Annotated in this window: 23 protein-coding genes; 13 read left to right on the top strand and 10 right to left on the bottom strand. The window is 60.2% G+C overall.

What is annotated here, in order from left to right; translation table 11 throughout:
• Positions 1-48 precede the first annotated feature (48 nt).
• Positions 49-1,143, top strand: coding sequence for a 4-oxalomesaconate tautomerase (locus E4191_RS23195; protein WP_139616629.1), 1,095 nt, complete (start codon positions 49-51; stop codon positions 1,141-1,143).
• A gap of 62 nt (positions 1,144-1,205) precedes the next feature.
• Here E4191_RS23195 and E4191_RS23190 read toward each other — a convergent pair whose 3' ends face one another.
• On the bottom strand, positions 1,206-1,502 hold the full coding sequence (locus E4191_RS23190) for a hypothetical protein (protein WP_139616628.1): 297 nt from the start codon (positions 1,500-1,502) through the stop codon (positions 1,206-1,208).
• Positions 1,503-1,891: 389 nt separating this feature from the next.
• A complete protein-coding gene (locus E4191_RS23185) occupies positions 1,892-2,557 on the bottom strand; it encodes a GntR family transcriptional regulator (protein WP_139616704.1) in 666 nt (221 codons plus the stop codon).
• A gap of 70 nt (positions 2,558-2,627) precedes the next feature.
• On the opposite strand from E4191_RS23185, the gene E4191_RS23180 reads away from it, so the two are divergent.
• On the top strand, positions 2,628-3,710 hold the full coding sequence (locus E4191_RS23180; RefSeq protein ID WP_139616627.1) for an AbrB family transcriptional regulator: 1,083 nt from the start codon (positions 2,628-2,630) through the stop codon (positions 3,708-3,710).
• Here the strand turns inward: E4191_RS23180 and E4191_RS23175 are convergent.
• Positions 3,707-4,627 (bottom strand): GntR family transcriptional regulator, encoded by a 921-nt coding sequence (locus tag E4191_RS23175; RefSeq protein ID WP_139616626.1) that lies wholly within the window; start codon positions 4,625-4,627, stop codon positions 3,707-3,709. The genes E4191_RS23180 and E4191_RS23175 overlap by 4 nt on opposite strands.
• Positions 4,628-4,739: 112 nt before the next feature.
• On the opposite strand from E4191_RS23175, the gene E4191_RS23170 reads away from it, so the two are divergent.
• From E4191_RS23170 to E4191_RS23145, 6 genes are read left to right on the top strand one after another with little or no spacing between them, the layout of a single operon-like run.
• Positions 4,740-5,792, top strand: a complete 1,053-nt coding sequence (locus tag E4191_RS23170; RefSeq protein WP_139616625.1) for an Ldh family oxidoreductase — start codon at positions 4,740-4,742, stop codon at positions 5,790-5,792.
• A 52-nt stretch (positions 5,793-5,844) separates the two neighbouring features.
• Positions 5,845-6,933: a Bug family tripartite tricarboxylate transporter substrate binding protein gene (locus tag E4191_RS23165; protein WP_139616624.1), complete on the top strand. Its 1,089-nt coding sequence runs from the start codon at positions 5,845-5,847 to the stop codon at positions 6,931-6,933.
• 56 nt (positions 6,934-6,989) lie between these two features.
• Positions 6,990-7,820 (top strand): alpha/beta fold hydrolase, encoded by an 831-nt coding sequence (locus E4191_RS23160; RefSeq protein ID WP_139616623.1) that lies wholly within the window; start codon positions 6,990-6,992, stop codon positions 7,818-7,820.
• Positions 7,817-8,599 (top strand): MBL fold metallo-hydrolase, encoded by a 783-nt coding sequence (locus tag E4191_RS23155; protein WP_139616622.1) that lies wholly within the window; start codon positions 7,817-7,819, stop codon positions 8,597-8,599. Before E4191_RS23160 ends, E4191_RS23155 begins: the two co-directional genes overlap by 4 nt.
• Positions 8,596-9,699: an isocitrate/isopropylmalate dehydrogenase family protein gene (locus tag E4191_RS23150; RefSeq protein ID WP_139616621.1), complete on the top strand. Its 1,104-nt coding sequence runs from the start codon at positions 8,596-8,598 to the stop codon at positions 9,697-9,699. The genes E4191_RS23155 and E4191_RS23150 overlap by 4 nt, the downstream gene beginning before the upstream one ends.
• A complete protein-coding gene (locus E4191_RS23145; RefSeq protein ID WP_139616620.1) occupies positions 9,696-10,430 on the top strand; it encodes a transporter substrate-binding domain-containing protein in 735 nt (244 codons plus the stop codon). The genes E4191_RS23150 and E4191_RS23145 overlap by 4 nt, the downstream gene beginning before the upstream one ends.
• Here the strand turns inward: E4191_RS23145 and tcuA are convergent.
• Positions 10,412-11,911: an FAD-dependent tricarballylate dehydrogenase TcuA gene (tcuA, locus tag E4191_RS23140; protein ID WP_139616619.1), complete on the bottom strand. Its 1,500-nt coding sequence runs from the start codon at positions 11,909-11,911 to the stop codon at positions 10,412-10,414. The genes E4191_RS23145 and tcuA overlap by 19 nt on opposite strands.
• Before the next feature lie 619 nt (positions 11,912-12,530).
• On the opposite strand from tcuA, the gene E4191_RS24960 reads away from it, so the two are divergent.
• The 3 genes from E4191_RS24960 to E4191_RS24450 are packed head-to-tail and all read left to right on the top strand — an operon-like array spanning position 12,531 to position 13,488.
• Complete coding sequence (locus E4191_RS24960; RefSeq protein WP_139616618.1) at positions 12,531-12,794, top strand: hypothetical protein; 264 nt, start codon at positions 12,531-12,533, stop codon at positions 12,792-12,794.
• Complete coding sequence (locus tag E4191_RS23130) at positions 12,791-13,201, top strand: cupin domain-containing protein (protein ID WP_139616617.1); 411 nt, start codon at positions 12,791-12,793, stop codon at positions 13,199-13,201. Before E4191_RS24960 ends, E4191_RS23130 begins: the two co-directional genes overlap by 4 nt.
• Positions 13,202-13,260: 59 nt before the next feature.
• Positions 13,261-13,488, top strand: a complete 228-nt coding sequence (locus E4191_RS24450) for a hypothetical protein (RefSeq protein WP_228461923.1) — start codon at positions 13,261-13,263, stop codon at positions 13,486-13,488.
• A gap of 364 nt (positions 13,489-13,852) precedes the next feature.
• On the opposite strand, the gene E4191_RS23120 is transcribed toward E4191_RS24450, so the two are convergent.
• Positions 13,853-14,368: a response regulator gene (locus tag E4191_RS23120; RefSeq protein ID WP_139616616.1), complete on the bottom strand. Its 516-nt coding sequence runs from the start codon at positions 14,366-14,368 to the stop codon at positions 13,853-13,855.
• Positions 14,369-14,777: 409 nt separating this feature from the next.
• Here E4191_RS23120 and E4191_RS23115 point away from each other — a divergent pair, with 409 nt between their 5' ends.
• Positions 14,778-15,005 (top strand): WGxxGxxG family protein, encoded by a 228-nt coding sequence (locus E4191_RS23115; protein ID WP_139616615.1) that lies wholly within the window; start codon positions 14,778-14,780, stop codon positions 15,003-15,005.
• Positions 15,006-15,196: 191 nt separating this feature from the next.
• Here the strand turns inward: E4191_RS23115 and E4191_RS23110 are convergent, their stop codons facing one another.
• The 3 genes from E4191_RS23110 to E4191_RS23105 form a co-directional block, all read right to left on the bottom strand.
• A complete protein-coding gene (locus tag E4191_RS23110; RefSeq protein WP_139616614.1) occupies positions 15,197-15,397 on the bottom strand; it encodes a transposase in 201 nt (66 codons plus the stop codon).
• Positions 15,398-15,422: 25 nt separating this feature from the next.
• Positions 15,423-15,593 (bottom strand): hypothetical protein, encoded by a 171-nt coding sequence (locus tag E4191_RS24005; RefSeq protein WP_176562872.1) that lies wholly within the window; start codon positions 15,591-15,593, stop codon positions 15,423-15,425.
• A 173-nt stretch (positions 15,594-15,766) separates the two neighbouring features.
• Complete coding sequence (locus E4191_RS23105; RefSeq protein WP_139616613.1) at positions 15,767-15,961, bottom strand: hypothetical protein; 195 nt, start codon at positions 15,959-15,961, stop codon at positions 15,767-15,769.
• 549 nt (positions 15,962-16,510) lie between these two features.
• Between E4191_RS23105 and E4191_RS23100 the strand changes: the two genes are divergently transcribed.
• Positions 16,511-17,577, top strand: a protein-coding gene (locus E4191_RS23100; protein ID WP_135314351.1) for an IS630 family transposase whose coding sequence is annotated in 2 segments (ribosomal slippage) — positions 16,511-16,997 and positions 16,997-17,577 — 1,068 coding nt in all. Because the reading frame shifts where the segments join, the coding sequence is not laid out codon by codon here.
• Between the two features lie 938 nt (positions 17,578-18,515).
• On the opposite strand, the gene E4191_RS24445 is transcribed toward E4191_RS23100, so the two are convergent.
• Positions 18,516-19,319, bottom strand: a complete 804-nt coding sequence (locus tag E4191_RS24445; RefSeq protein WP_228461922.1) for an ATP-binding protein — start codon at positions 19,317-19,319, stop codon at positions 18,516-18,518.
• Positions 19,277-20,779 carry an MHYT domain-containing protein gene (locus tag E4191_RS24440; protein ID WP_228461921.1) on the bottom strand — a complete coding sequence of 501 codons (1,503 nt, stop codon included), beginning with the start codon at positions 20,777-20,779 and terminating at the stop codon, positions 19,277-19,279. The genes E4191_RS24445 and E4191_RS24440 overlap by 43 nt, the downstream gene beginning before the upstream one ends.
• Positions 20,780-20,956 lie beyond the last annotated feature (177 nt).

The following is a 20,956-nucleotide window of genomic DNA, read 5'->3' as shown; positions in this document are numbered from 1 at the left end:
CGCACCGAAAGGCGCGGTCCATTCCTGTTGAACGAACGGAGAAACATTATGGCGAAACAGCACTGCATTCCCGTCATCATTATGCGCGGCGGTACTTCGAAGGGGCCGTATTTCCACACTGATGACCTTCCCGCCGATGAGGCCACCCGCGACCGCGTCCTGTTGGCCGCAATGGGTTCGCCAGATGTGCGCCAAATCGACGGCATCGGGGGTGCGGATACGCTGACCTCCAAGGTCGCGATGGTGCGGCCATCCGTGCGCGAGGGCGTGGACGTAGACTACCTGTTTGCGCAGGTGTCGGTGACCGAGGCCGTGGTCGACACAGGCCCATCCTGCGGCAACATCTTGGCCGGTGTTGGCCCCTTTGCCATCGAACGCGGCATGGTCGCCGCGACTGAAAACCAGACGCGGGTGGTGATCTATAACGAGAACACCGCCAGCCGAATTGAGGCAGTCGTCAGCACCGATGGCGGCGCGGTCGACTACGACGGAGATCAAGCCATTGCGGGGGTGCCGGGAACGGCAGCTGCGGTGAGGCTGAACTTCATGGACATCGTCGGCTCCAAGACTAGCGGGCTGCTGCCCTCGGGCCATCTGCAAGAACAAATTGACGGCATTGCGGTGACGCTGATCGACGTGGCCGTGCCGATGATGATCCTGCGCGCCGCCGATCTGAACAAGTCAGGCTATGAAACGGCGGCCGAACTGGACGCGGACCGTGATTTCTTTGCCAGGCTAGAGATGATGCGGCTAGAGGCCGGGCGCCGCATGGGCTTGGGCGACGTGACGGGCAAGGTGATCCCTAAGGTTGCCATCCTAGCCGCGCCGCAAAATGGCGGCCATATCGCCGCGCGCTATTTTGTGCCGCATAAAGCGCATGCTGCATTCGCGGTGACGGGCGCGCTGTGCGTGGCGACGGTGTCGGTACTGGAGGGATCGGTTTCAGATGGTTTAGCACAACGCCCGGCGGGCGAGGACCGGGAGATCCTGATCGAACATCCAAGCGGCATGATCGACGTGGCACTGCGCACCAAAGGCCAAGCCCACGACCTGCAGGTCGTCAGCGCGGGTGCGATCCGCACTGCGCGCAAGCTGGTCACCGGAGAGGTCTTCGTCCCCGCCGCCGCACTGACCGGGGGATAGGGCCACCGAAATGGGAAAGGCCCCGGCCTCGTTGCTGGGGCCTTTTGCGTGCAGGGTTCGGATCAGCGGGTCCTTTCCAGCCTTCCCATCTCGGCCACCAGCACTCTGAAGCGGAAGAAGCTGTGGATCATCCTGGAAGACGGCCTCAGCAAGAACAGCGATATCATTGCCGCCAAATGACTCACCAGCCGTGGCCTGACAGTAACGGTGCCGGTGCTTGCGGCTAGCAGCGCTGGACCTGTCTTCGCGAGCGCGCTCAGCAGCAGGATGAACGCCATCTCTCCGACCCCGAGCCAGCGCCCCCAGGTCGGGGCGGCTCGCAACCTCAGTACCGCCAGCTCGATCGTGCCTTTGGCCATCGCGGTGCCGCTTGGCACACTTAAAAACTCCGGCAATGCGGCGTTTCAGGGTCACGCGATGGCCATTCTCGAATATGTAGCCGTCGCCATGTCTGCCGTTTAGGTTCCGCTTCCTCCTTCCATGTCTCCGGTAATGATCAAGTTTCGTAGACGAGCGAAGGAATCTCGAACCAGTTGCGGGGCAGTCATCTTCCCGCCGTACAGATAGTCATACAAGCCGGTCGTTTTCCGAACAGCATCACGCCACCGAAATATTGTACCCTTGTGGCACGGTGGCTGAGACATGCAGATGCAACGAACAAGGGCGGCGCCTAAACGTGACGAAGCTGCTGCTGCAACAAAGACAGGCGCTAGCGGCAATCCTCAGTTCGGATGCTTTGCTACCTTGGTCATTCGTCTTCCATTGGAATTTCGCGGCCGCGCATGGCTCGGATTCGGGCGTTCAGGGCGGCTTCGACATGGGTGCGCATCGCCGTCTCGGCTGAATCGGCATCATGGTCCGCAATTGCACGAATTACGGCGGCATGCTCAGTGGCAGCAGCTTCTGGCCGGGTCGGGTCCGCCAGCGTGGTAGGGCCCAGGATCAGCAAGGTTTTCTGTAAAGCGCTCATGGTTTTGACGAGGAAGCGGTTGCGTGCAGCGTCCAGCAGGGTGCGGTGAAACTGGCGGTTAAGTTCCTGCGCTGCGCCACCGGGCGCGCTGGCGGCTAACGCGTCGTTGAGTTCGGTCAACTCTTTTACCTCGACGCGCTGCGCCATGCGTGCTGCCAATCTTGCTGCCGTACCCTCCAGCACGGATCGCATTTCGTAAAGCTCAATGACTTCAGCATAGTCCAGGTTGCGGATCGTTGCGCCTTGCCGGGCCTGGTGGGTCACCAGTCCATCTGCCTCCAGCTGCCGGATCGCCTCGCGCACGGGGGTGCGCGAGATCCCAAATCGCGATGCCAGTTCGGCCTCCCGCAAGCGTGCGCCCGGCACAAGCTGACCCGATTTGATATCGCCAAGTAGGCGCCGATAGGCGGATTGACCCTGGGGGCCCTTGGACTCGTCGATCATAAGCATGCAGTTCCCCGTTGCATCCCAATGAATACGACCGGATACATTAAGGGTCAATAAGGAGAGTGCCATGAAGCAGCCCGTCCGTTACAAGCTGTTGTGGTCGTCCCTGCTCTATCGTGCCGGAACACTTGCGCTGGCGCTTGTGGGAGCTGTGACCTTTCACATGCTCGGCCTTCCACTGCCTTTTCTTTTCGGGCCGATGTCGTTTTGTCTTGTCGCAGCACTTATCGGTGCACGGCTACAAGGATTGGGGCAGGTTTCGGTGGGGGCACGCACGATCTTGGGGGTCGCCGTCGGGGCGTCGATCACGCCCGAAGTCGTTAGCCATATCCCGCAGATGGCGCTGAGCGTCGCACTGGTGCCACTCTACGTGCTGTTGATTGGCCTCATTGGGGTGCCGTTTTTTCGCAGGTTGGGTTTCGACGCGGCGACATCCTACTACGCGGCCATGCCAGGCGGGCTGCAGGACATGGTTATTTTTGGGCAGGAGGCCGGGGCCGACGTCCGAGCGCTGTCGCTGATTCACGCCACGCGCGTTGCGGTGCTCGTCACCATCGCGCCGGTGATACTGGTCTGGTTGTACGACGCGCCACTAACGGGGGCGATGGGTGCGCCGTTGCGCGATTTCGGCACGGGCCAGCTAGCCTGGATGGCGCTTTCGGCGATCGTCGGCTGGAAGGGCGGCGAATATCTCGGCCTGTTCGGGGCATCAATCCTGGGGCCGATGATCACGACCGCGGCTCTGTCGATGGCCGGCATCATCACACAGCGCCCACCGGCCGAGGCTATCATGCTGGCCCAACTGTTCATCGGTATTGGCATCGGCGTGCAGTATGTCGGGGTCACCTTGCGCGAACTACGAGTGTTCGTCCTGTCAGGTCTGGCCTTCGTGATGGTGCTGGCGGTGCTGGCGGCAGCCTTCACTGAATTCGTTGTGCTGACCGGCCTCGCCCGCCCATTGGAGGGGTTCCTGGCCTTTGCCCCCGGCGGGCAGGCCGAATTGACGGTACTGGCCATCGTCGTGGGGGCCGATCTGGGCTTTGTCGTGCTGCACCACCTGACACGGATCGTGGTCGTCATCATGGGTGCGCCGCTGATGGCGCGCTACATGGGCGTGCCGCGCCCCGCTGCTCGAAAGCGCCGCCCCTAGTCGGGATGCGACGCGGCCACGTCCTGCGCTGCGATAAATCCGAGCGCCGACAGGCTGTGGCGAACCTTGCGCAGATGCGCCTCCATCTGAAAAGCGGCGCCTATGTGATCGCCCGCGGCAATCAAATCCAGGATGGCCAGATGTTCGCGCGACTGGCGGTAGTAGCGTTCACGGTCTTCCATCGCGCGATAGGTCAGCAGCCGCCGCACCCGGTTCACCCGCATTAGCGCCTGTAGCATGAAGGGATTGCCCGCGCCCGCCATGACTGCCTCATGAAACTGCGCGCCGCGCAAGTACAGCGCGTCGGGGGGCGCGCGGTCGATGGTGCCGTCCAGCAGCTCGTGTTCTACGCGGCGCAGACGGGCGATATCCTCGGCGGGAAGGTGATAGCAGGGCAGGCGCAAGGCGGCGGGTTCCAGGATCAGCCGCATCTGCGTCGTATGGGCCAGCGCGTCGGGTGCAGTCAGTTCGATGTTGATGTTCCAGCCGTAACCGGCGCGCTTTTCGGCGATCCCCTCGCGGATCAGGCGGCCCATCAGGTCTGATGTCTGCCGCTTGGTCAGGGCGAACCGGTCGCGGATCTCCTGCTCGGTGACCTGCGGGCCGATGGCCTGTTCGGTCAGCAGGACGGCCAACCGCAAATAGGCCGAGTGCACCGGGTCGGGCGGCATCGCGGGCGCTGCGGGTCCGTTCTGGCGGACGAAGAAGCCGCGGTTCGGCTCATGGCGGACATGCCCAGTTTCGGCCAGTTCTTTCAGCGCCTGTTCCACCGGCCAGCGTGACACTGCGAATCGCCGGGCCAGATCGGCGGTGCGCAGATGCGCCCCCTCGGGCAGGGAATCGGCGGCGATATGGGCGGCGATATCGGCGGCAAGATGCGGGCCAATGCGGCTGCGTGAGGTAGGCGAGGGGGGCAATCGCTTTGCTTTCGCTAGGGTCGGCCCCGTCTATCACGCCGCAACACCCTATTCACTATTGCATTTGTAAACTGATAAATGGATATATGCGCTGACAGCGAGGGAGGTCCAGATGCCGCAGCAAAACCAAGTGTTCACCGAGGCCGTGCTGACTGACGCCGTCACCGGGATATTTGCAACCCACGGCGTGCCTCAGGCAGATGCCCGGCGCGTGGCCAAATGCCTTGTTCTGGCCGATTTGCGCGGGGTGTCGTCACACGGAGTGTCGCGCGTGCCGATCTATCTCGATCGCCTGCGCCGTGGCTTGGTCAAGGCAGCGCCCAACATGGTGCTGGACCGCCCGATGTCGGTCGCGGCCCGGCTGGATGCGGATAATGCGCTTGGCTTCGTCGCCGCCACCCGCGCTATGGCCGAGGCCGTGGACATGGCCCGCGTTCACGGCATGGGCATGTGCGCAGTGCGCCGGTCGACGCATTTTGGGATGGCCGCGAACTATCTGCTGCAGGCGACCGATGCGGGGATGGCGGCGTTTGTCTTTACCAACGCGTCCCGCGCAATGCCGATCTGGGGCGGGCGGGCACCGTTTCTGGGAACTAGCCCATTTGCCTTTGCAGCGCCCGCGGGCGAGCGCCCTGTAGTCCTGGACATGGCCCTGTCGGTCGTGGCCCGGGGCAAGGTGCGCCGCGCCGCTGCGCGCGGGGAGCCGATCCCGCTTGGCTGGGCGCTGGACGCCGACGGAAACCCCACCACCGACGCCCAGAAGGGATACGAGGGGGTCGTCCTACCGCTGGCCGGGCCCAAAGGCTCCGGGCTGTCCCTGATGATGGAGATCATGGCAGGGGTGATGTCCGGCTCCGCCTTTGGCGGCGCGGTGGGCAACCAGTACAGCGATTTCGATGCCCCCCAGGATGCGGGTCATGTCTTCCTGGCCTTCCGTCCGGACCTGTTCCTGGAACCCGGCCATTACGAGACCCGAATAAAGGAGCTGATCCGCCGCGCCAAGGACCAGCCCCGCGCCGCCGGCGTGGAGGAAATCATGATGCCAGGAGAGATCGAGGCCCGCGCCACCCTGGCCCGCAGGCGCGACGGCATCCGCCTTGATGGCGAGGATCTGCGCTTGCTGGCGCAGGAGGCTGCTCGCGCGGGTGTTCCGCTGCCGCAGTGACCGACTCGCCGCGAGGAGGCGGCGGGCGTTTTTCCAAGGGAGGAACCACGACATGAAACCAACCAGACGACAGATCCTATCGGCTGCCCTATTGGCCGCGCTGACCATCCCCGCCACCGCCCGTGCGCAGGAGGTCGACTTCACCGGTAAGCAGATCGAATGGGTCATACCGCTCAGCGAAGGTGGGGGGACCGATGTCTGGGCGCGGTTCCTGGCGCCCTATCTGTCGCGCTATCTTCCGGGGCAACCGGCGGTCTTTATCCGCAACGTGCCCGGCGGCGGCTCGATCACCGGCACGAACTTGTTCGCGGCGCGCCCGCGCACTGACGGGACCGCGCTGATCGGCACCACCGGATCGACAGCCCTTCCGATGCTACTAGGGGATACGCGGGTCGAATACGATTTTAACCGCGATTTCACGCCACTGCTGGTCTCCCCCTCGGGCGGGGTCGCATATCTGCCGCCTAACTTGGGGGTGACCTCGATCGACGAACTGGCAGGGCTGAGTGACACCGAACTGGTCTATGGCAGCCAGGGGCCCACTGGTCTGGACATCATCCCAATGCTGGGGTTCGAGTTGCTGGGCTTGGACGTGCGCCATGTCTTCGGAATGACCGGGCGCGGCGACGGGCGGCTGGCCTTCCTGCGCGGGGAGGCGACGATCGATTATCAGACAACTTCAGCCTATCTGGCCAATGTTGTACCGATGGTCGAGGAGGGGACCGCAGTGCCGATCTTTTCCTGGGGCGTACTGAATGCAGACGGACAGATCGTCCGCGATCCGACCTTCCCGGACCTTCCCAGTTTTGCAGAGGCCTATGAGGCTGTCCACGGCGCACCCCCCGAAGGCTTGGCATTTGAAGCATTTCTGGCGCTGTTCGGCGCCGGGATGAGCGCCAGCAAGCCTGCGATGCTGCATATCGACACCCCCGAACCGATCGTCGAGGCCTATCGCGAGGCCTTTGCACAGGCTCTGCAGGACCCCGAGTTGATCGCCCGCTCGGCCGAGATCCTTGGCGAATATGAACAAGGCATCGGCGACAACTTAGCGGGCATGTTCCGCGTTGCCACGACTATCTCTCCCGAAGCCCGGGAATGGGCGCAGACCTATCTGCGCGACCGCTACCAGATCGAGTTCTGATGCCCAACGGGCGGGCGCCAAGGTGCCCGCTCCCTATTCTGAACAAAGGTCCTTCCATGTCCCGAACCGTCCAGACCGGATTTGCCCATGCGGCCGATGGCATTGGCCTGCACTGGCGCCACTATCCTGCGGAACGACCGCGCGCACGCGTCGTCCTGATCCACGCCCTGGCGATGGACGGGAGCACATGGGCCGGGGTGATCGATGCCCTGCCTGAGGAGGTCTCCGCCATCACCGTCGACTGTCGCGGCCATGGCATATCCGATACTGGGACGGACGACTTTACGTTGACGCAGTTCGCCGATGACATCGTGGCGGTCCTTGACGCAGCCGGTTGGGAGCGGGCGGTGATCGCGGGTTGTTCGATGGGCGGCTGCGTGGCCCAGGCCGTCGCGGCCCATCACCCCTACCGCACCGCAGGGCTTGTGCTGATAGACACGACTGCATCGTACGGCCCGGATGCCAGCGCAAACTGGGCCGCGCGAGCCGACAAGGCGGGGGCGTCGGGTCTGGAAAGCCTGCTGCCCTTTCAGCGCGAACGCTGGTTCTCAGACGCGTTCCGCGCGGGACAGCCGGACCGCGTGGCGGAAACCGAAGCCGTGTTCCTGCGTAACGATCTTTCGGCCTATGTGCGCAGCTGTACCATGCTAGGCCGCGCGGATCTGCGTTGCGTCCTTGCCGGGCTTTGCGTTCCCGCGGCGGTGCTGGTCGGGTCCGACGACCGTGCTACGACCCCCGACATGGCCCGTGATCTGGTTGCCGCGATTCCTGGTGCCACACTGCAGGTCCTGGAGGGCGCGCGGCATTTCACGCCCATCGAACGCCCGGCCGCCATCGCCCAAGCTATCACGACGATCGCTGATCGCAGCGGGCAGGTCCTCCCATGACCGTTCTTGCCGATATCTGCGGCTATCAGGTCGACCTACTGGTCCAAGGCTTTCCTGGCAAGTCGCTGGAGAATGGCGGCCTGGGGTGGAGCGCGGTCGTCCTGCTGCGCGGGCGGGGCAGGGTGATCCTGGTCGATACTGGATCGTTTTCCGTACGCAAGACTCTACTGGCGCGCCTAGCCGAACGCGGCATCGCGCGCCATGACGTGACCGACATCCTGCTGACCCATGCCCATTACGACCACATGATGAACTGGACCCTGTTCCCCGCGGCCTCGGTCGCTATCTGCGGGGCCGAGTTGGACCACGCCTTGGCTGAACCTATCGAGACGTCGCTTTGCGCGGAACTGTATGTCCGCGCGCTGGCGGAATCGCCGCAGTTGCGGCGCCTGACGCCGGGAGCCGAGGCGCTGCCCGGAATTGCCGCCATCGCCGCGCCCGGCCACACCCCACACCACCTGTCGTTTGTTCTGGACGACGGGGCAGGGCGTGTCATCCTGGCCGCGGATGCGGTCAAGAACCGGGCCGAACTGCTGGCGGCCGCAGGCGACTCGACTCAGGACGGGGCGGCCAGCAGCGCGACCATTGCCAACATTGCCGATCTGTGGCGGGCGCGGTCCGGCGCGATCATTGTCTGCGGCCATGACCTGCCGCTGCTGAACGACGGCGATGGTGGGACCTATCTGGGCACGCGCCGGGCCGGCATCCTGTGCTGGTTCGGGGCGTCACTTGATGACAGCCGCCGCATTGCCCTTTCCACGAATGGAGATTCCCCATGAGCCCATCCGCTCCTGTCACCCTGCTGGTCCTAGATGGCGACGGCATTAGTTCCGAAATCACCGCCGCCACGCTGGACGTGCTGCACGCGGTTCAGGGCCGCACGGGCCTGCAGTTTCGGCTGGACCAAGCGCAGGTCGGGTTGCGGCCCCTCGCAGCCCAGGGCACGACCTTTCCGGACGACCTGCTAGACCGTGCGCGTGCCGCGGACGGTGTGATCTTGGGCCCGGTTTCGCACAATGACTATCCCCCTTCGACCGAGGGCGGCATCAACCCATCGGGGCATCTACGCAAGCACCTGGACCTGTTCGCCAACATCCGTCCCGCCAAGTCGCATCCCGACTTTCCGGCCCGCTGCGGCGTTCCGGTCGATCTGGTCATCGTGCGCGAAAACACCGAAGGCTTTTACGCCGACCGCACGATGTTCGCCGGCACGGGAGAGTTCATGCCCACCGAGGACGTGGCCATTGCCATGCGCAAGGTCACCCGCCAGGGGTCGACGCGCATCGCCGAGGCGGGCTTTCAGATCGCCCGGGAGCGCAGCGGCAGGCTGACCGTCGTCCACAAGGCCAATGTCCTGCGCGTCAGCGACGGGCTGTTTCTGTCGTGTACCCGGGCAGTCGCCAAGGCTTATCCCGATATCACGGTCGAGGAGGTGCTGGTCGATGCCATGGCCGCGCTGCTGGTGCGCGATGCCTCGGCGTTCGACACCATTGTGACCACCAATATGTTCGGCGACATTCTCTCTGACCAAGCGACCGAGATCGCAGGCAGTATCGGCCTTGCAGCCTCTTTGAACGCGGGGGCAGGACATGCCATGGCACAGGCGCAACATGGATCGGCACCTTCGATTGCAGGGCAGGATCGGGCGAACCCGGCTTCGCTGATTAATTCGACTGCCATGTTGCTGCGCTGGCTGGGCCAGCGTCAGGCCGATCCTCAACTAGACGCAGCCGCTACCCTGATCGAGACCTCCGTGGCGCGCGTCATCGCCGTACCGGAATGGCGTACAGGCGATATGGGAGGGCCCCTCGGAACCGCGGCCTTTGCCGCTCGCATTGTGGATTCGATCCAGAGCGCCCATGCTGGAGTAGGGCCATGACCGGTGACGGGCTGAACGCACTCTTCGCTCCGACAGGAACCCTGCGTGTTGTGATCAACACGGGAAATGCGATCCTCACACGATCGGCCGAGGATGGGCGACCCGCCGGGATCTCGGTCGATATGGCCCGTGAATTTGCCGCCGACCGTAGTCTGCCATTGGAGCTTCTAACTGTTCCGAATGCCGCGGCCTCGGTTGCGTTGATTTCGGAAGGCCAGGCGGATCTGGGTTTCTTTGCGGTGGATCCCGCCCGTGCCACTTCCGTATCGTTCACCGACCCCTGGATTCTGATCGAGGGGTGGTATCTGGTCCGCGACGCCTCTGCGATCCGGACACTGACGCAGGTAGATTGTCCGGGCGTCCGCATTGCCGTCGGTCGTGGCAGCGCCTATGACCTCTTCCTCAGCCGCACGATTGCGTCGGCGTCGCTTGAGCGGGTGAAGACTTCGCAGGAGGTCGTCGATTTCTTCTTGCGCGAAGGGTACGAGGTTGCCGCCGGGATCCGGCAGCAACTGGAAGCCGACCAGCGCCGCCTGCCTGGCCTTCGGCTACTGCCAGAACGGTTCATGGTCATCCAGCAGGCTTTGGGCCTGCCAGCAGGTCGTGATCCTCGGCTGACGGCGGCAGTGAACGCCTTTCTAGCGACGGCGCGCAGCACCGGGCTGATCAAGCAGTTACTAGAGCTCAACAAGACCGAAGGCGCTGTGATTGCTCAGGCCCCCTTGGCCTGAGCAGCGGCGCCGCGTCCTGCAATCCGGCCGAAGACCGCACCGGAGGTCAATCCCGAACCACCCGGGTAGCCATTGTAGAACACCCCGCCGACCATTTCACCACATGCGAATAGTCCATCGATCGCGCTGCCATCGGGGCGCAGGATCTGCCCTTCCTGTCCCAGCTTGACGCCTCCATAGGTGAACGTGATGCCGCCCGTGACCGGATAGGCCTTGAACGGCCCTGTATCGAGCTTCTGCGCCCAGTTCGACTTTGGCAGTTCCAGGCCACGTGTGCCCTTGCCGTCCTTGATCGTCGGGTCAAACGCCACATCGTCCATGACGGCTTGGTTATAGGCCTCGATCGTACTGCGAGCCCCAGCTGGGTTCACCCCCTCAAGCTTCGGTATTAGGTCCTCTAGTGTATCTGCCTGCACGTAGTGTGCGTCATGGAAGCGGTATTCCGCATAAAGCAGGTCATCCACTTTGGCGTCAAATATCTGCCAAGCGAAATGACCGGGTTGTTCCAGTACGGCGCGGCCGAACTGCGCATAGGTGTAATTGCGAAAATCGCGGCCCTCGTCTACGAAACGTACGGCATCCGCATTGATCATTATCCCAAGGAAGTAGGATATTTTCCGGTAATTTTTGCGTTCGCCGTGAGGGATGTCGAGATTGCCATAATCCTTCATGTGCAAGTCCATCGGCGTCGCGTGACAACCTTCGTAGAATCCATACATTTCTGCCCCTAGCTCGAACGCCATGCGCAGCCCATCTCCGGTATTGTGAGGTGTTCCACGAACCTTGGCCTTTGCCCAATCGGGTCCAATATACTTCGCACGCAGCTCCTCAGACGCCTCGAAGCCGCCGCAAGCCAATATTACCGCCCGAGCATGAAGAACCTGCTCACCAGTGGAGTTTCGGACGGTGACACCAGTCACGCATCCATCTTTGACCAGCAGGCCAGTAACGGCCTGTTCGAAACGGATTTCACCGCCCTTTTCCTCGAGAGCGGCAAGTTCCGCCTCGAATAGGCCAACGCCTTCCTCCGCAGCGGCGAGTGTCAAGCCGCCCCAAAAAACATGACGACCATCTTTCAAGAATGATTGACGGCTGTAAATCGGCTCGAATTTTACGCCTTGGTGACCCAGCCACTGCATGGTTTCCAAGCTCTGATCGATCAAGATTTGCTGCTCAGGAGACAGAGGGCGGCCATCGTTGAAACCTAGCAGATCATCGCTAAACCTTTGAGTAGTGTAGCTGCCAAAGTCGGTCACTTCGAGACGAGGATCCGTCAGATCGGCCAAAAGCGGCATAAGGTCATCGATACCGTTATACGCAAATCGCATTGCTCCTGCGGTATATTGCGTATTTCCGCCGGCCATGGCGCGCGGGGCCTTTTCTACAACCAGCACACTGCTGCCCTCGGCACGTGCGGCAAGCGCAGCACACAATGCCGCGTTACCCGAGCCTACGACGATCACGTCCCATATCTTGTCCATGGAGATTCCTTTTTGGCGGCGCATAAGTTCACATCGGCCTAATGTATACCGTTGGATACAATAAGGCAAGATGTTATAGGGCGCGGTTGCGCAACTCTCGCCTGATATCAAAAGCCCTGATCTCTGACTCGCGCGGGATTCCCCTCGACCTGAAGATCTGAATTGTTGCCATCAGGAGATGGAGGTTTTGATGGCGGTTGAGATCCCTCGAACGGATATGTTGGCAAGCGAACTTCGGGCGGCGGCGGCGCGCACAAAGGATGCGAAGCGGTGCGGCGGTTTCTGGAGATCGCTCGTGTTCTGGAGGGCGTGGATCGAAAGACGGCGGCGGAGGCCTGAGGCATGGATCGGCAGACCCTGCGCCTTGGGGTTCATCGCTGCAACGCCGAGGGGATCGCCGGTCTGTCGAACCGGTATTCGGCAGGTCTGACACCATTCCTGAACTCGGAGCAGTGTAGCGCGTCAACCACCTTGTCCTCGTGCCGACACCTCGGCCATGAACGCCCATCTGACTGAAATCGCGAAAACCGTCGCGCCGGGCGCCCATGCCGTGCTCGTGATGGACGGCGCCGGCTAGCATAACTCCAGCGCTCTGCGCATCCTCGACAACATCACCATCGTGACGCTTCCGACCTATACGCCAGAGCTTAACCCGATTGAGAACACCCGGGCCTATCTGCGCGCAAACTGCCTCGCCATCACCGTCTTTGATACCTATGCAGACATCGTCGACCAATGCTGCAAGGCATGGAACGCCTTCGCCAGCGACTCCGAGCGCGGCCGATCGATTGCCACTCGTGAATACGCAAAAGCGGTTAGTCTAATGCTTAGGGCGGTTGGTATCAGTCCACCAAAGCGCCCGAGTAAGGAGACAACATCATGACAGATCCCGCTATCCTGCGCCCTGACCAGCTGCCGGTAAACGACCGCGCCAACGGCGCCCGCACCATCCCCCTGGTGACCCGCAGCTGCGGCTCCACGAGCCTTATCAATGGCATCACGGCTTTCGATCCTGGCGCCAAGATCGGCATACATTTCCACAACTGCGAAGAAAGTGTGTTGATCCTGGAAGGCGACGCCGTGGCCGAGATCGACGGCCAGCGCCACCAACTGAGGGCCGGCGACACGACTTGGATCCCTGCCAATGTCCCGCACCGCTTCCTGAACGAGAGCCAAGAGCTGATGAGGATTTTCTGGACGTACGCGACAGTAGACGCGACGCGCACCATGGTCGCGACCGGGATCGAGCAGTCTATCGATGACGAGCATGAGAAGGCAAAACGCGCGTAATTCATGAAGTTGCTGCGCTGACGGTAGACCCGGCATCGGCTGATACCTTTGAGGCTGCGGTGCAGCCGGCGAAACCACTGTTTCTGGCGGCCGATGGCTGCTTCGATATGCGCCTCGAATGGGTCATTGAGGTGCCGGGACACTACCTGCTGCGCGTGGACGGGAACTCTGTCGATGCACATATGAATGTCTTCCGTAAGGCCCCCGCCTTCCAAGAATGGTGCGCCCTGGCAGGACCGTTGCTCAACGAACCGCCTCAGGTAATTCATAGCCATCAAGTTGTTTGAGGACCCATCACGTCAAGCTGCACTATTACGGCGAGGACATGTTCCCGATTGGAAGCGCGTCGGGAATTCGGGAATGACAGGGTGCTGAGCGCGGCGTATAGCCAGCAAAGAGGTGAGACGGATACCGCTCTTGCGGGCCAGTACGCGTTGCCTCTTTTCCTGCAGCAGCTGGGTTCAAGGACAAAGTGATATCTGATCCAACCTCATGCCAGCCGGCTTTCATGTCTATTGCCTGCTGATAGGGCCGGAGGCGCATTGCCTTGTCGAAAGAGGTCAAACGCAACAGCTTGAGTGTCTGGTATAGCGGCGGGAAGACCAGCTGCATGCGCTATCTGATCAGCCAGAAGTGTCGCGTATCAATTGGTCATGCCCGCCCTAATTCTGAACATACAGGAAACAGTTCCTCAGCGACATGCAGGATATCGATCGGTTTGCCGACAAGCGGGATGCCTGCATACCTTTGCGGAATAGACCTTTTATTCGCGCAGGTTGCAAAAATAAAGGGCACGCCCGCTGCCAGCAGATCATCGGCCAGAGGGTAGATCATATTTTTGACAATCCGCATATTGAGGATGCCGCCGTCTGGCAGAGGGCTTGAAGAAAAGAGGAAGCGGCCCTTCTCCAAGGTGGGCGCCGGTCCGACCACCACTCCGCCGAATTCCTCTATCTGTGCGCAGAGATCAAGGCTCAAGATAAGCTCATCTTCTACCACAAGAATGCGCCGTCCAGCCAGGTTGGTCTTGTTCATCGACTGTCTCAAAAGCTCATGTAAGGGACGGCATAAAATTACTGCGTTGCTCATGCCGCCAAGGTTATAGATTTCGAATTTCTGCGTCGTCAGCAGTGTTTTCGAGCATGCCCCTCCTGGTGTGGGCGTCAATAATCGGGCCCCCTCCTTTCTCCCAAAAGTGGAGGGGTGGTTCAGACCATACCGTTTGCCGCAACGCCAGCCCGGCCAAAGCGCAGACGCCCAGCATATGACTGCGCCAAGTTTTGGACGGAAGAACGCCACGAAGGGCGACGGCAAACGGCACCAGCGCAGCCACGTCTAGCGTGGACTGGACTGACAGGTCTAGATCCCCACCCGCTGTTCATACGACATATAAGACTTGGTTCTTCCCTGGGGCGGTCACCTGCATTGGGGTTGTCCGTGTGATGACGCCAGAAGGCCGCCCTTACAGCCCGGCGGTTGAAAGGTGAAGGCGCTCTCCGATCTCCGGAACATCTCCCCTTGCGTCCTGTTACGACTTCGCCAGACCAGTAGGATGGCAGAACAGGAGTAATTTATCATGTCCAAAGGACTTCGCATCTGCACCGTGGCTCTCGTTCTCATTACTAGCAGCCCCGTTTTGGCCCAGGTGGCGACCACCGAGCCTGCAAACGCGCCGCCGGTCGGAGTTGAGCAAGATGACGGTTTCGACTGGGGCCTGCTCGGCCTTTTGGGACTGCTCGGGCTTGCCGGCCTGAAAGGGCGTCAGCGGGACGACGTCCATACTACGACAAGCAGGCGCTCTTGATCTGAAGCACCTACACTGACAGGCTACCCGCTCATGCGGAACGGGTAGCCTAAACTACACCGGGTTTGGGACTGGCCAGATGGAGCTGTTGTAGCGTGCAGGAGTAGAGGGCGTCATCCCGTCCCGCACGTCGGGCCAGACGAAATCGCCTCCTCAAGGCGCTTGTAAATGAGCACCATTCCGGTCTGATCCTATACCAAAAGCTTGATATGGGCCGCCCGCTTCGCACGGAACGCGAAGACCGCCCCCGCGAGACACGGGTCGAGTCCGAACATCTCCTGCACAGCCAGCGCCAGACCGTTCGTCGGGAAAACAGTCCCCCGGACCGTTTTCTGACTTCTTTCACTCCCCACGCGAAAGTCCACCGGGCACATCGCCACATAGACCGTCACTGCCCCTCCTTGACTGCGCCGAACATCACGATGCTGCCGCCCGCACCGCCCGGATCGACCGCGTCAGCAGGACCTCATCGGCGTCGGCGACGACGCGAATTACGAAATCGCCGACAACGATCGCCACGCCGGTGGCGACCTCCGTCTCTACCGGCATCGCCGCTGCAGGACCCGTCACGATAAATTCTGCTAACATCGGCAGGGCCGCCACGCTCTCGGGCGACAAGCTGCCCCGTCCGCAGCTTCTCCGCCAGGCTTAGGCCCGCCAGCGCGTCGTTCCGGGCCGCCGCACGACATCTGTCGCCGAAGCCCCCGGAACGGTGAATCAGGCAACTTGGCCAGTTCTCGCGACGAAGAACAGGCTCTCTTCTATGATTGCGTGACCGGAGTACGCTGCCGCCGAAGGCGCCGATCGGCTTCGGCGACCTTAGCTTCGATCATCCTTTGAATTTGCTCATTATTCTTCTGATCGAGCATCAGCCTCTGCTGCGTGATGGCTACGCGAAGCCTTTCCATCTCAAAAGCGCGGGCAGCTTTCTCACTGGCGGATTTCAAGATGGGCATGTCATCTCCATGGTTCGTGGCAAATAACTTATCGTCAGCACGGCATTCCACCACTTCTGTCGCATCAGTGAGGAAACGTACAATAGTAAGGCGTATTCATTTGACGAGTTCTGCCCATAAAGAGAACAGCTAGAAAACTCTTATGGAGAAGTTAGTAAAAAAACGAACACAATATGGAGCCAGTCTCGGAGATAAAAAAATTGATGATAGCGATCGAGATCTGCACAGCTTATGAGTTACAGGTTTGGAGTTTCCTTTTTGCTAATACAGATATTCAGAGGCTATATCGAAACATTGCATTAAGAAGTCTGTGTGAATTGGTGAGAATCTTCTGAAGTTTTGCATATATTCCAAATTATGATGACATTAATAAAACTGCAGTAACCGCAGAAAGTTTTACAAGTTGTTCGCGAGACCTGGCGCTGATATGGAAGTGGTAGGGCTGCATATTTGAATGGACCCAGACTAATACCAACAGCCCTAAGCTCTGACTCACGGGATTCCCTTCGACCTGAAAATCTGAATCATTGCCATCAAGAGATGGAGGTTCTGATGGCGATTGAGATCACTCGAACGGATATGTCGACAAGTGAGCTTCGGGCGGCGGCGGCGCGCACAAAGGATGCAAAAGCGGTGCGGCGGATTTTGGCGATCGCTCTTGTTCTGGAGGGCGCGGATCGCAAGACGGCGGCGGAGGCCTGCGGCATGGACCGGCAGACCCTGCGCGATTGGGTTCATCGCTACAACGCCGAGGGGATCACCGGTCTGTCGAACCGGTATTGGGCAGGCCCGACGCCGCTCCTGAACTCTGAGCAGAAAGCGGAACTTGCCCGGATGGTCCGTGAAGGGCCTGACCTTGAGGCCGATGGGGTGGTCCGCTGGCGCTGCGTCGATCTCAAGCGCAAGATCGAAGATCGCTTCGGCGTGGTCATGCACGAGCGGACGGTCGGCAAGCAGCTGGCAGCCCTTGGCTTTCGCCGCCTGTCGGTGCGCCCACAGCACCCCAAATCCGACCCGTTGGCACAGGAGGCATTTAAAAAAACTTTGCCGCGACGGTAAAGGCCGCCCTACCGGAGACGGCGCACGGGAAGCCATTGGAGGTGTGGTTTCAGGATGAAGCCAGAGTGGGCCAGCAGGGGACGCTCACCCGGACCTGGGCCGAGTGCGGAACCCGACCTCGTGCGCCGCGCGACACCCGCTACAAATGGGCCTATATCTTCGGCGCCGTCTGTCCATCGCGCGCCACGACCGCGGCACTTGTCATGCCACGTGCCGATACCTCGGCCATGAACGCTCATCTCGCTGAAATCGCAAAAACCGTCGCGTCGGGCGCCCATGCCGTGCTCGTCATGGACGGCGCCGGCTGGCATAACTCCAGTGCTCTACGCATCCCCGACAACATCACCATCGTGACGCTTCCGCCCTATGCGCCAGAGCTGAATCCGGTTGAGAACATCTGGGCCTATCTGCGCGCAAACTGCCTCGCCATCACCGTCTTTGACACCTACGCAGACATTGTCGACCGATGCTGCAGCGCATGGAACGCCTTCGCAAACGACCCCGAGCGCGTCCGATCGATTGCCACGCGTGAATACGCAAAAGGGGTCAGTGCTTAGGGCCGTTGGTATAACAGGCCGCTGATAAAGTGCTTTGGGACCGCGCTGCGGCGGAAATCATTCCGAAACTGACGCAAACGGACCAAAAATCCGTGCTTTTTAGGCGATTTCTGGACAAGTTTTCTGGTTTTCAGCACCAGGTCGAGGCGGGTCAGCACTTTTTCAGCGGCCTGCTAAGCGCCGCCAATTCCCGTTGTGACCTTCCCACTCCCGTCGCATTCGGGACATTCCTTGCCGTCCATTTGCCCTGATCCCTCACACCCCCGGCAAAGGTTCTCTCCTGCTCCCTGTGTGTCTGGCGGTACCTTGTCAGGATTAGGATCATTGCTCATATGGGCCGCTCCTCTTGATGCTACGGGCGTTGTAACCAGCTTCGGCTGCCATTGTTCCCGTCAAGCGCCCAATTCAATCACCTGAAGACGCCAATAAATAACTGGAAGGAGGGCAACTGCCAATGCCACGGCCTGTCTGGTTTCATCCAGATCTTTTTTAGGGCGTGCATGAGGACGTCTTTAGCGACGTGTTTTTGCGCGGGGCGCCTATTGAAGGAAGTTGGACATCAATTCATCGGCATCGCTGTAAGCTATCCCACACCCTGACCATTTGGATTAATAGCCTGAAGCTACAAAACCCTTAGTACTTGGCCGTGGCCAAGGTGTCGACTATATGGCCTTCGATGCCCCAAAGGTCATCGTTTAACCGGAGGCATCATCTTTGCAGTATTCTGGAGGTCCGGCCACAACACTTGCAAGATCCTCGTGAACTCGCCCATTTTAAAACTAAGGACATTCATCCTAGCCGCCCTACATGCCGCGATCCTGCCAAGGGTCGACCGATCAACCGGCACTCTTGCCGACTGACGTTCAGCTTAACCTGCAAGTGAAATATTAGCTCTAAATATATTAACCATTGTCAAGAAGATTTCCAGAAAAGACACTTCAGATTGCAGGAAGCTTGAATGGGATGACGTTCGGACGCGGCCGTGAACTTAAAGCCTCGCTCACGGCTTTGTCCAACTCAGCCTGAAAGTAAGGTTTGTTAAGTTTGGAGGTGACATTGGGATGATTTGTCGGAAGTTCTGAATACCCTGTCGCAAGAATGATGGGCAGATCTGGATGTCGATGATGGATGGCTTCTGCAAGCTGCAAACCCGTCATCCGCGGCATCGCCTGATCGGTAATCACCAGATCCACCTCATCGACCCGATCCAGAATTTTCAAGGCATCCTCACCGTTATGGGCGGGAAACACACGGTGCCCCATATCCTCCAGCATGGCTTGCATATTTAACAAGACTAGAAAGTCATCATCCACAACCAGAATGGTGGCGAGCAAACCCGATGGCGGTGCCGCCTCGGATGGCGTCATGCCCGTATCGACAATGTTCGGTGCTTCGGTGGCAGGAAGCAGTATCGTCGCTTGGGTTCCCTCCCCTCGCTTGCTGATCAGTTCGAGCCTCCCCCCTGACTGCGCGGCAAAACCATGGACCATGGAAAGGCCAAGACCGGTTCCTTTCGTGGGACCTTTAGTCGTAAAAAAGGGCTCAGTTGCACGACTAAGCGTGGCCAAGTCCATGCCAGCTCCTCGGTCAACCACCTTTATTGCGATTTGCTGCCCGGACGGAGAGGCGTTCACAGTGTCTACGACGACTTCGATCAAACCTCCCTCTTGCATCGCGTCCCGCGCATTGACGACCAGGTTCAGGAGCGCCATCTCGAGCTGGTTCTCGTCCACATTCGCCACGGCGACCAGATTGGCCTTCGGAAGCAGCAACTCAAACTGCGGTCCCAGTGACCGCTGCAGGAGGTCGGCCATGCCGCGAACAAGGGCAGCAACGTCGACAGGCTTCGGAGTGAGGCTCTGGTGGCGCGCGAATGCAGCATACGTTGCGTAAGGGTCGAGCCTCTTTGGACCCCTTGAATAGCGGTATCGATCAGTTGGTGGGTGCCTTCGCTCTCCGGAATTCGTTTCCGCAACAACTCTAGATTACTCAGAATAATGGCGAGGAGGTTGTTGAAGTCGTGGGCCACGCCGCCGGTTAAATTTCCCAGCATTTCCATTTTCTGCGCCTGCCTGAGGGCATTTTCGGCGTCCTTGCGCGCGGTGACGTCGACCAGACCTTCGATGCGAGAAAGGAAATTTCCCTCAGCATCCAATTCTATCCGGCCGGTGATTTCGACATCTATAATGTTTCCCGATTTGGTAACAAGGTTCGCGTCGATTTTCCGAACAGCGCTCGCTTCTAATGGCGACGGCCATGGAGCACTGGTTCGGCCTTGCGCGGACTCAGGCGTCATAAACGTGCCAAGACCACGGCCAATAATCTCACTTCGCTCGAATCCAAGTAGGGCGAGCCATGCGTCGCTGACATCAACTATACGGTCGTCCCGATCCACCGCATGCAGTGGCAGCGGAGTGCGACGGTATAACGTCCGAAACCGCTCCTCGCTCGCTCTCAGCCATTCGGCTTCCCTTTGGCTTTGCTGTGCAAGGCGGCGGTCGACCGTAGCCGCCAGTAGTCCGAACGACAGAATCAAAAACGTGACGGTCGAAACTCCAATAGCGAGCACATCAGAGTTCACGCTGTGGGTGTCAAAATGCCCGCCATTCGGCAATAAAGAATATGTGGCGGCCCGCATGCCAGAAAAATGCATCCCTGAGATTGCTGCTCCCATGACGCCGGCAGCAATAAGCTTCTCTACCTGACCTGTGTTCATAAACGAGAGCCAAAGCGCGGCAGTGGCGGCACCTATCGCCACAAGAAGTGAAACCGCTACCCAGGCTGTATCGTAGCTTACCACCATCGAAATCTGTTGGGCCGCCATACCGGTGAAATGCATTGCCGCGATCCCGCATCCCATGAGGGGACCACTCAAGAGTAGTGCCGGCACCCGCTGGCGAAAATTGCCGACGATCGCAAAGCCCAATCCCGTGGCACAGACCGCGATCAAGAATGACAGGACCGTCAGCGCGGGCTCGTAAGACGGACGCATGTCCGGCAGGGAGTGCGCTAACATAGCCACGAAATGCATCGACCAGATGCCGCCGCCGAGCGAAAATGCGGCTCCCGAAAGCCAGCACGCACGTACCTTCTTGCTAATGGCGGCATTGAACCGGCCGGCAAGGTCTAACGCCGTATAGGACGTCGCCGTGGCGATCAGAAGTGCCAAAAAAACAAGAACCTCGTTGTGGTTGCCGTGCATTTCAATTCCTGCGTTCAGTAGATTTCAAGCGTCACATTATGACAGTGTTTTTGACGAAGTAAGGCCTTTTGAGCGTGATCGGCTCAGCCTTGGTTCGAACGAAACCATCTTAGGTGCCATCGCCGTATCCTTCATTGCCGCGAGTAGTACCCAGGAGACGCGGAGAGAGGTGATGAA

Source organism: Paracoccus liaowanqingii (assembly GCF_004683865.2).
GTDB lineage: Bacteria > Pseudomonadota > Alphaproteobacteria > Rhodobacterales > Rhodobacteraceae > Paracoccus > Paracoccus liaowanqingii.
This window is presented reverse-complemented; position numbering and strand designations above follow the sequence as displayed.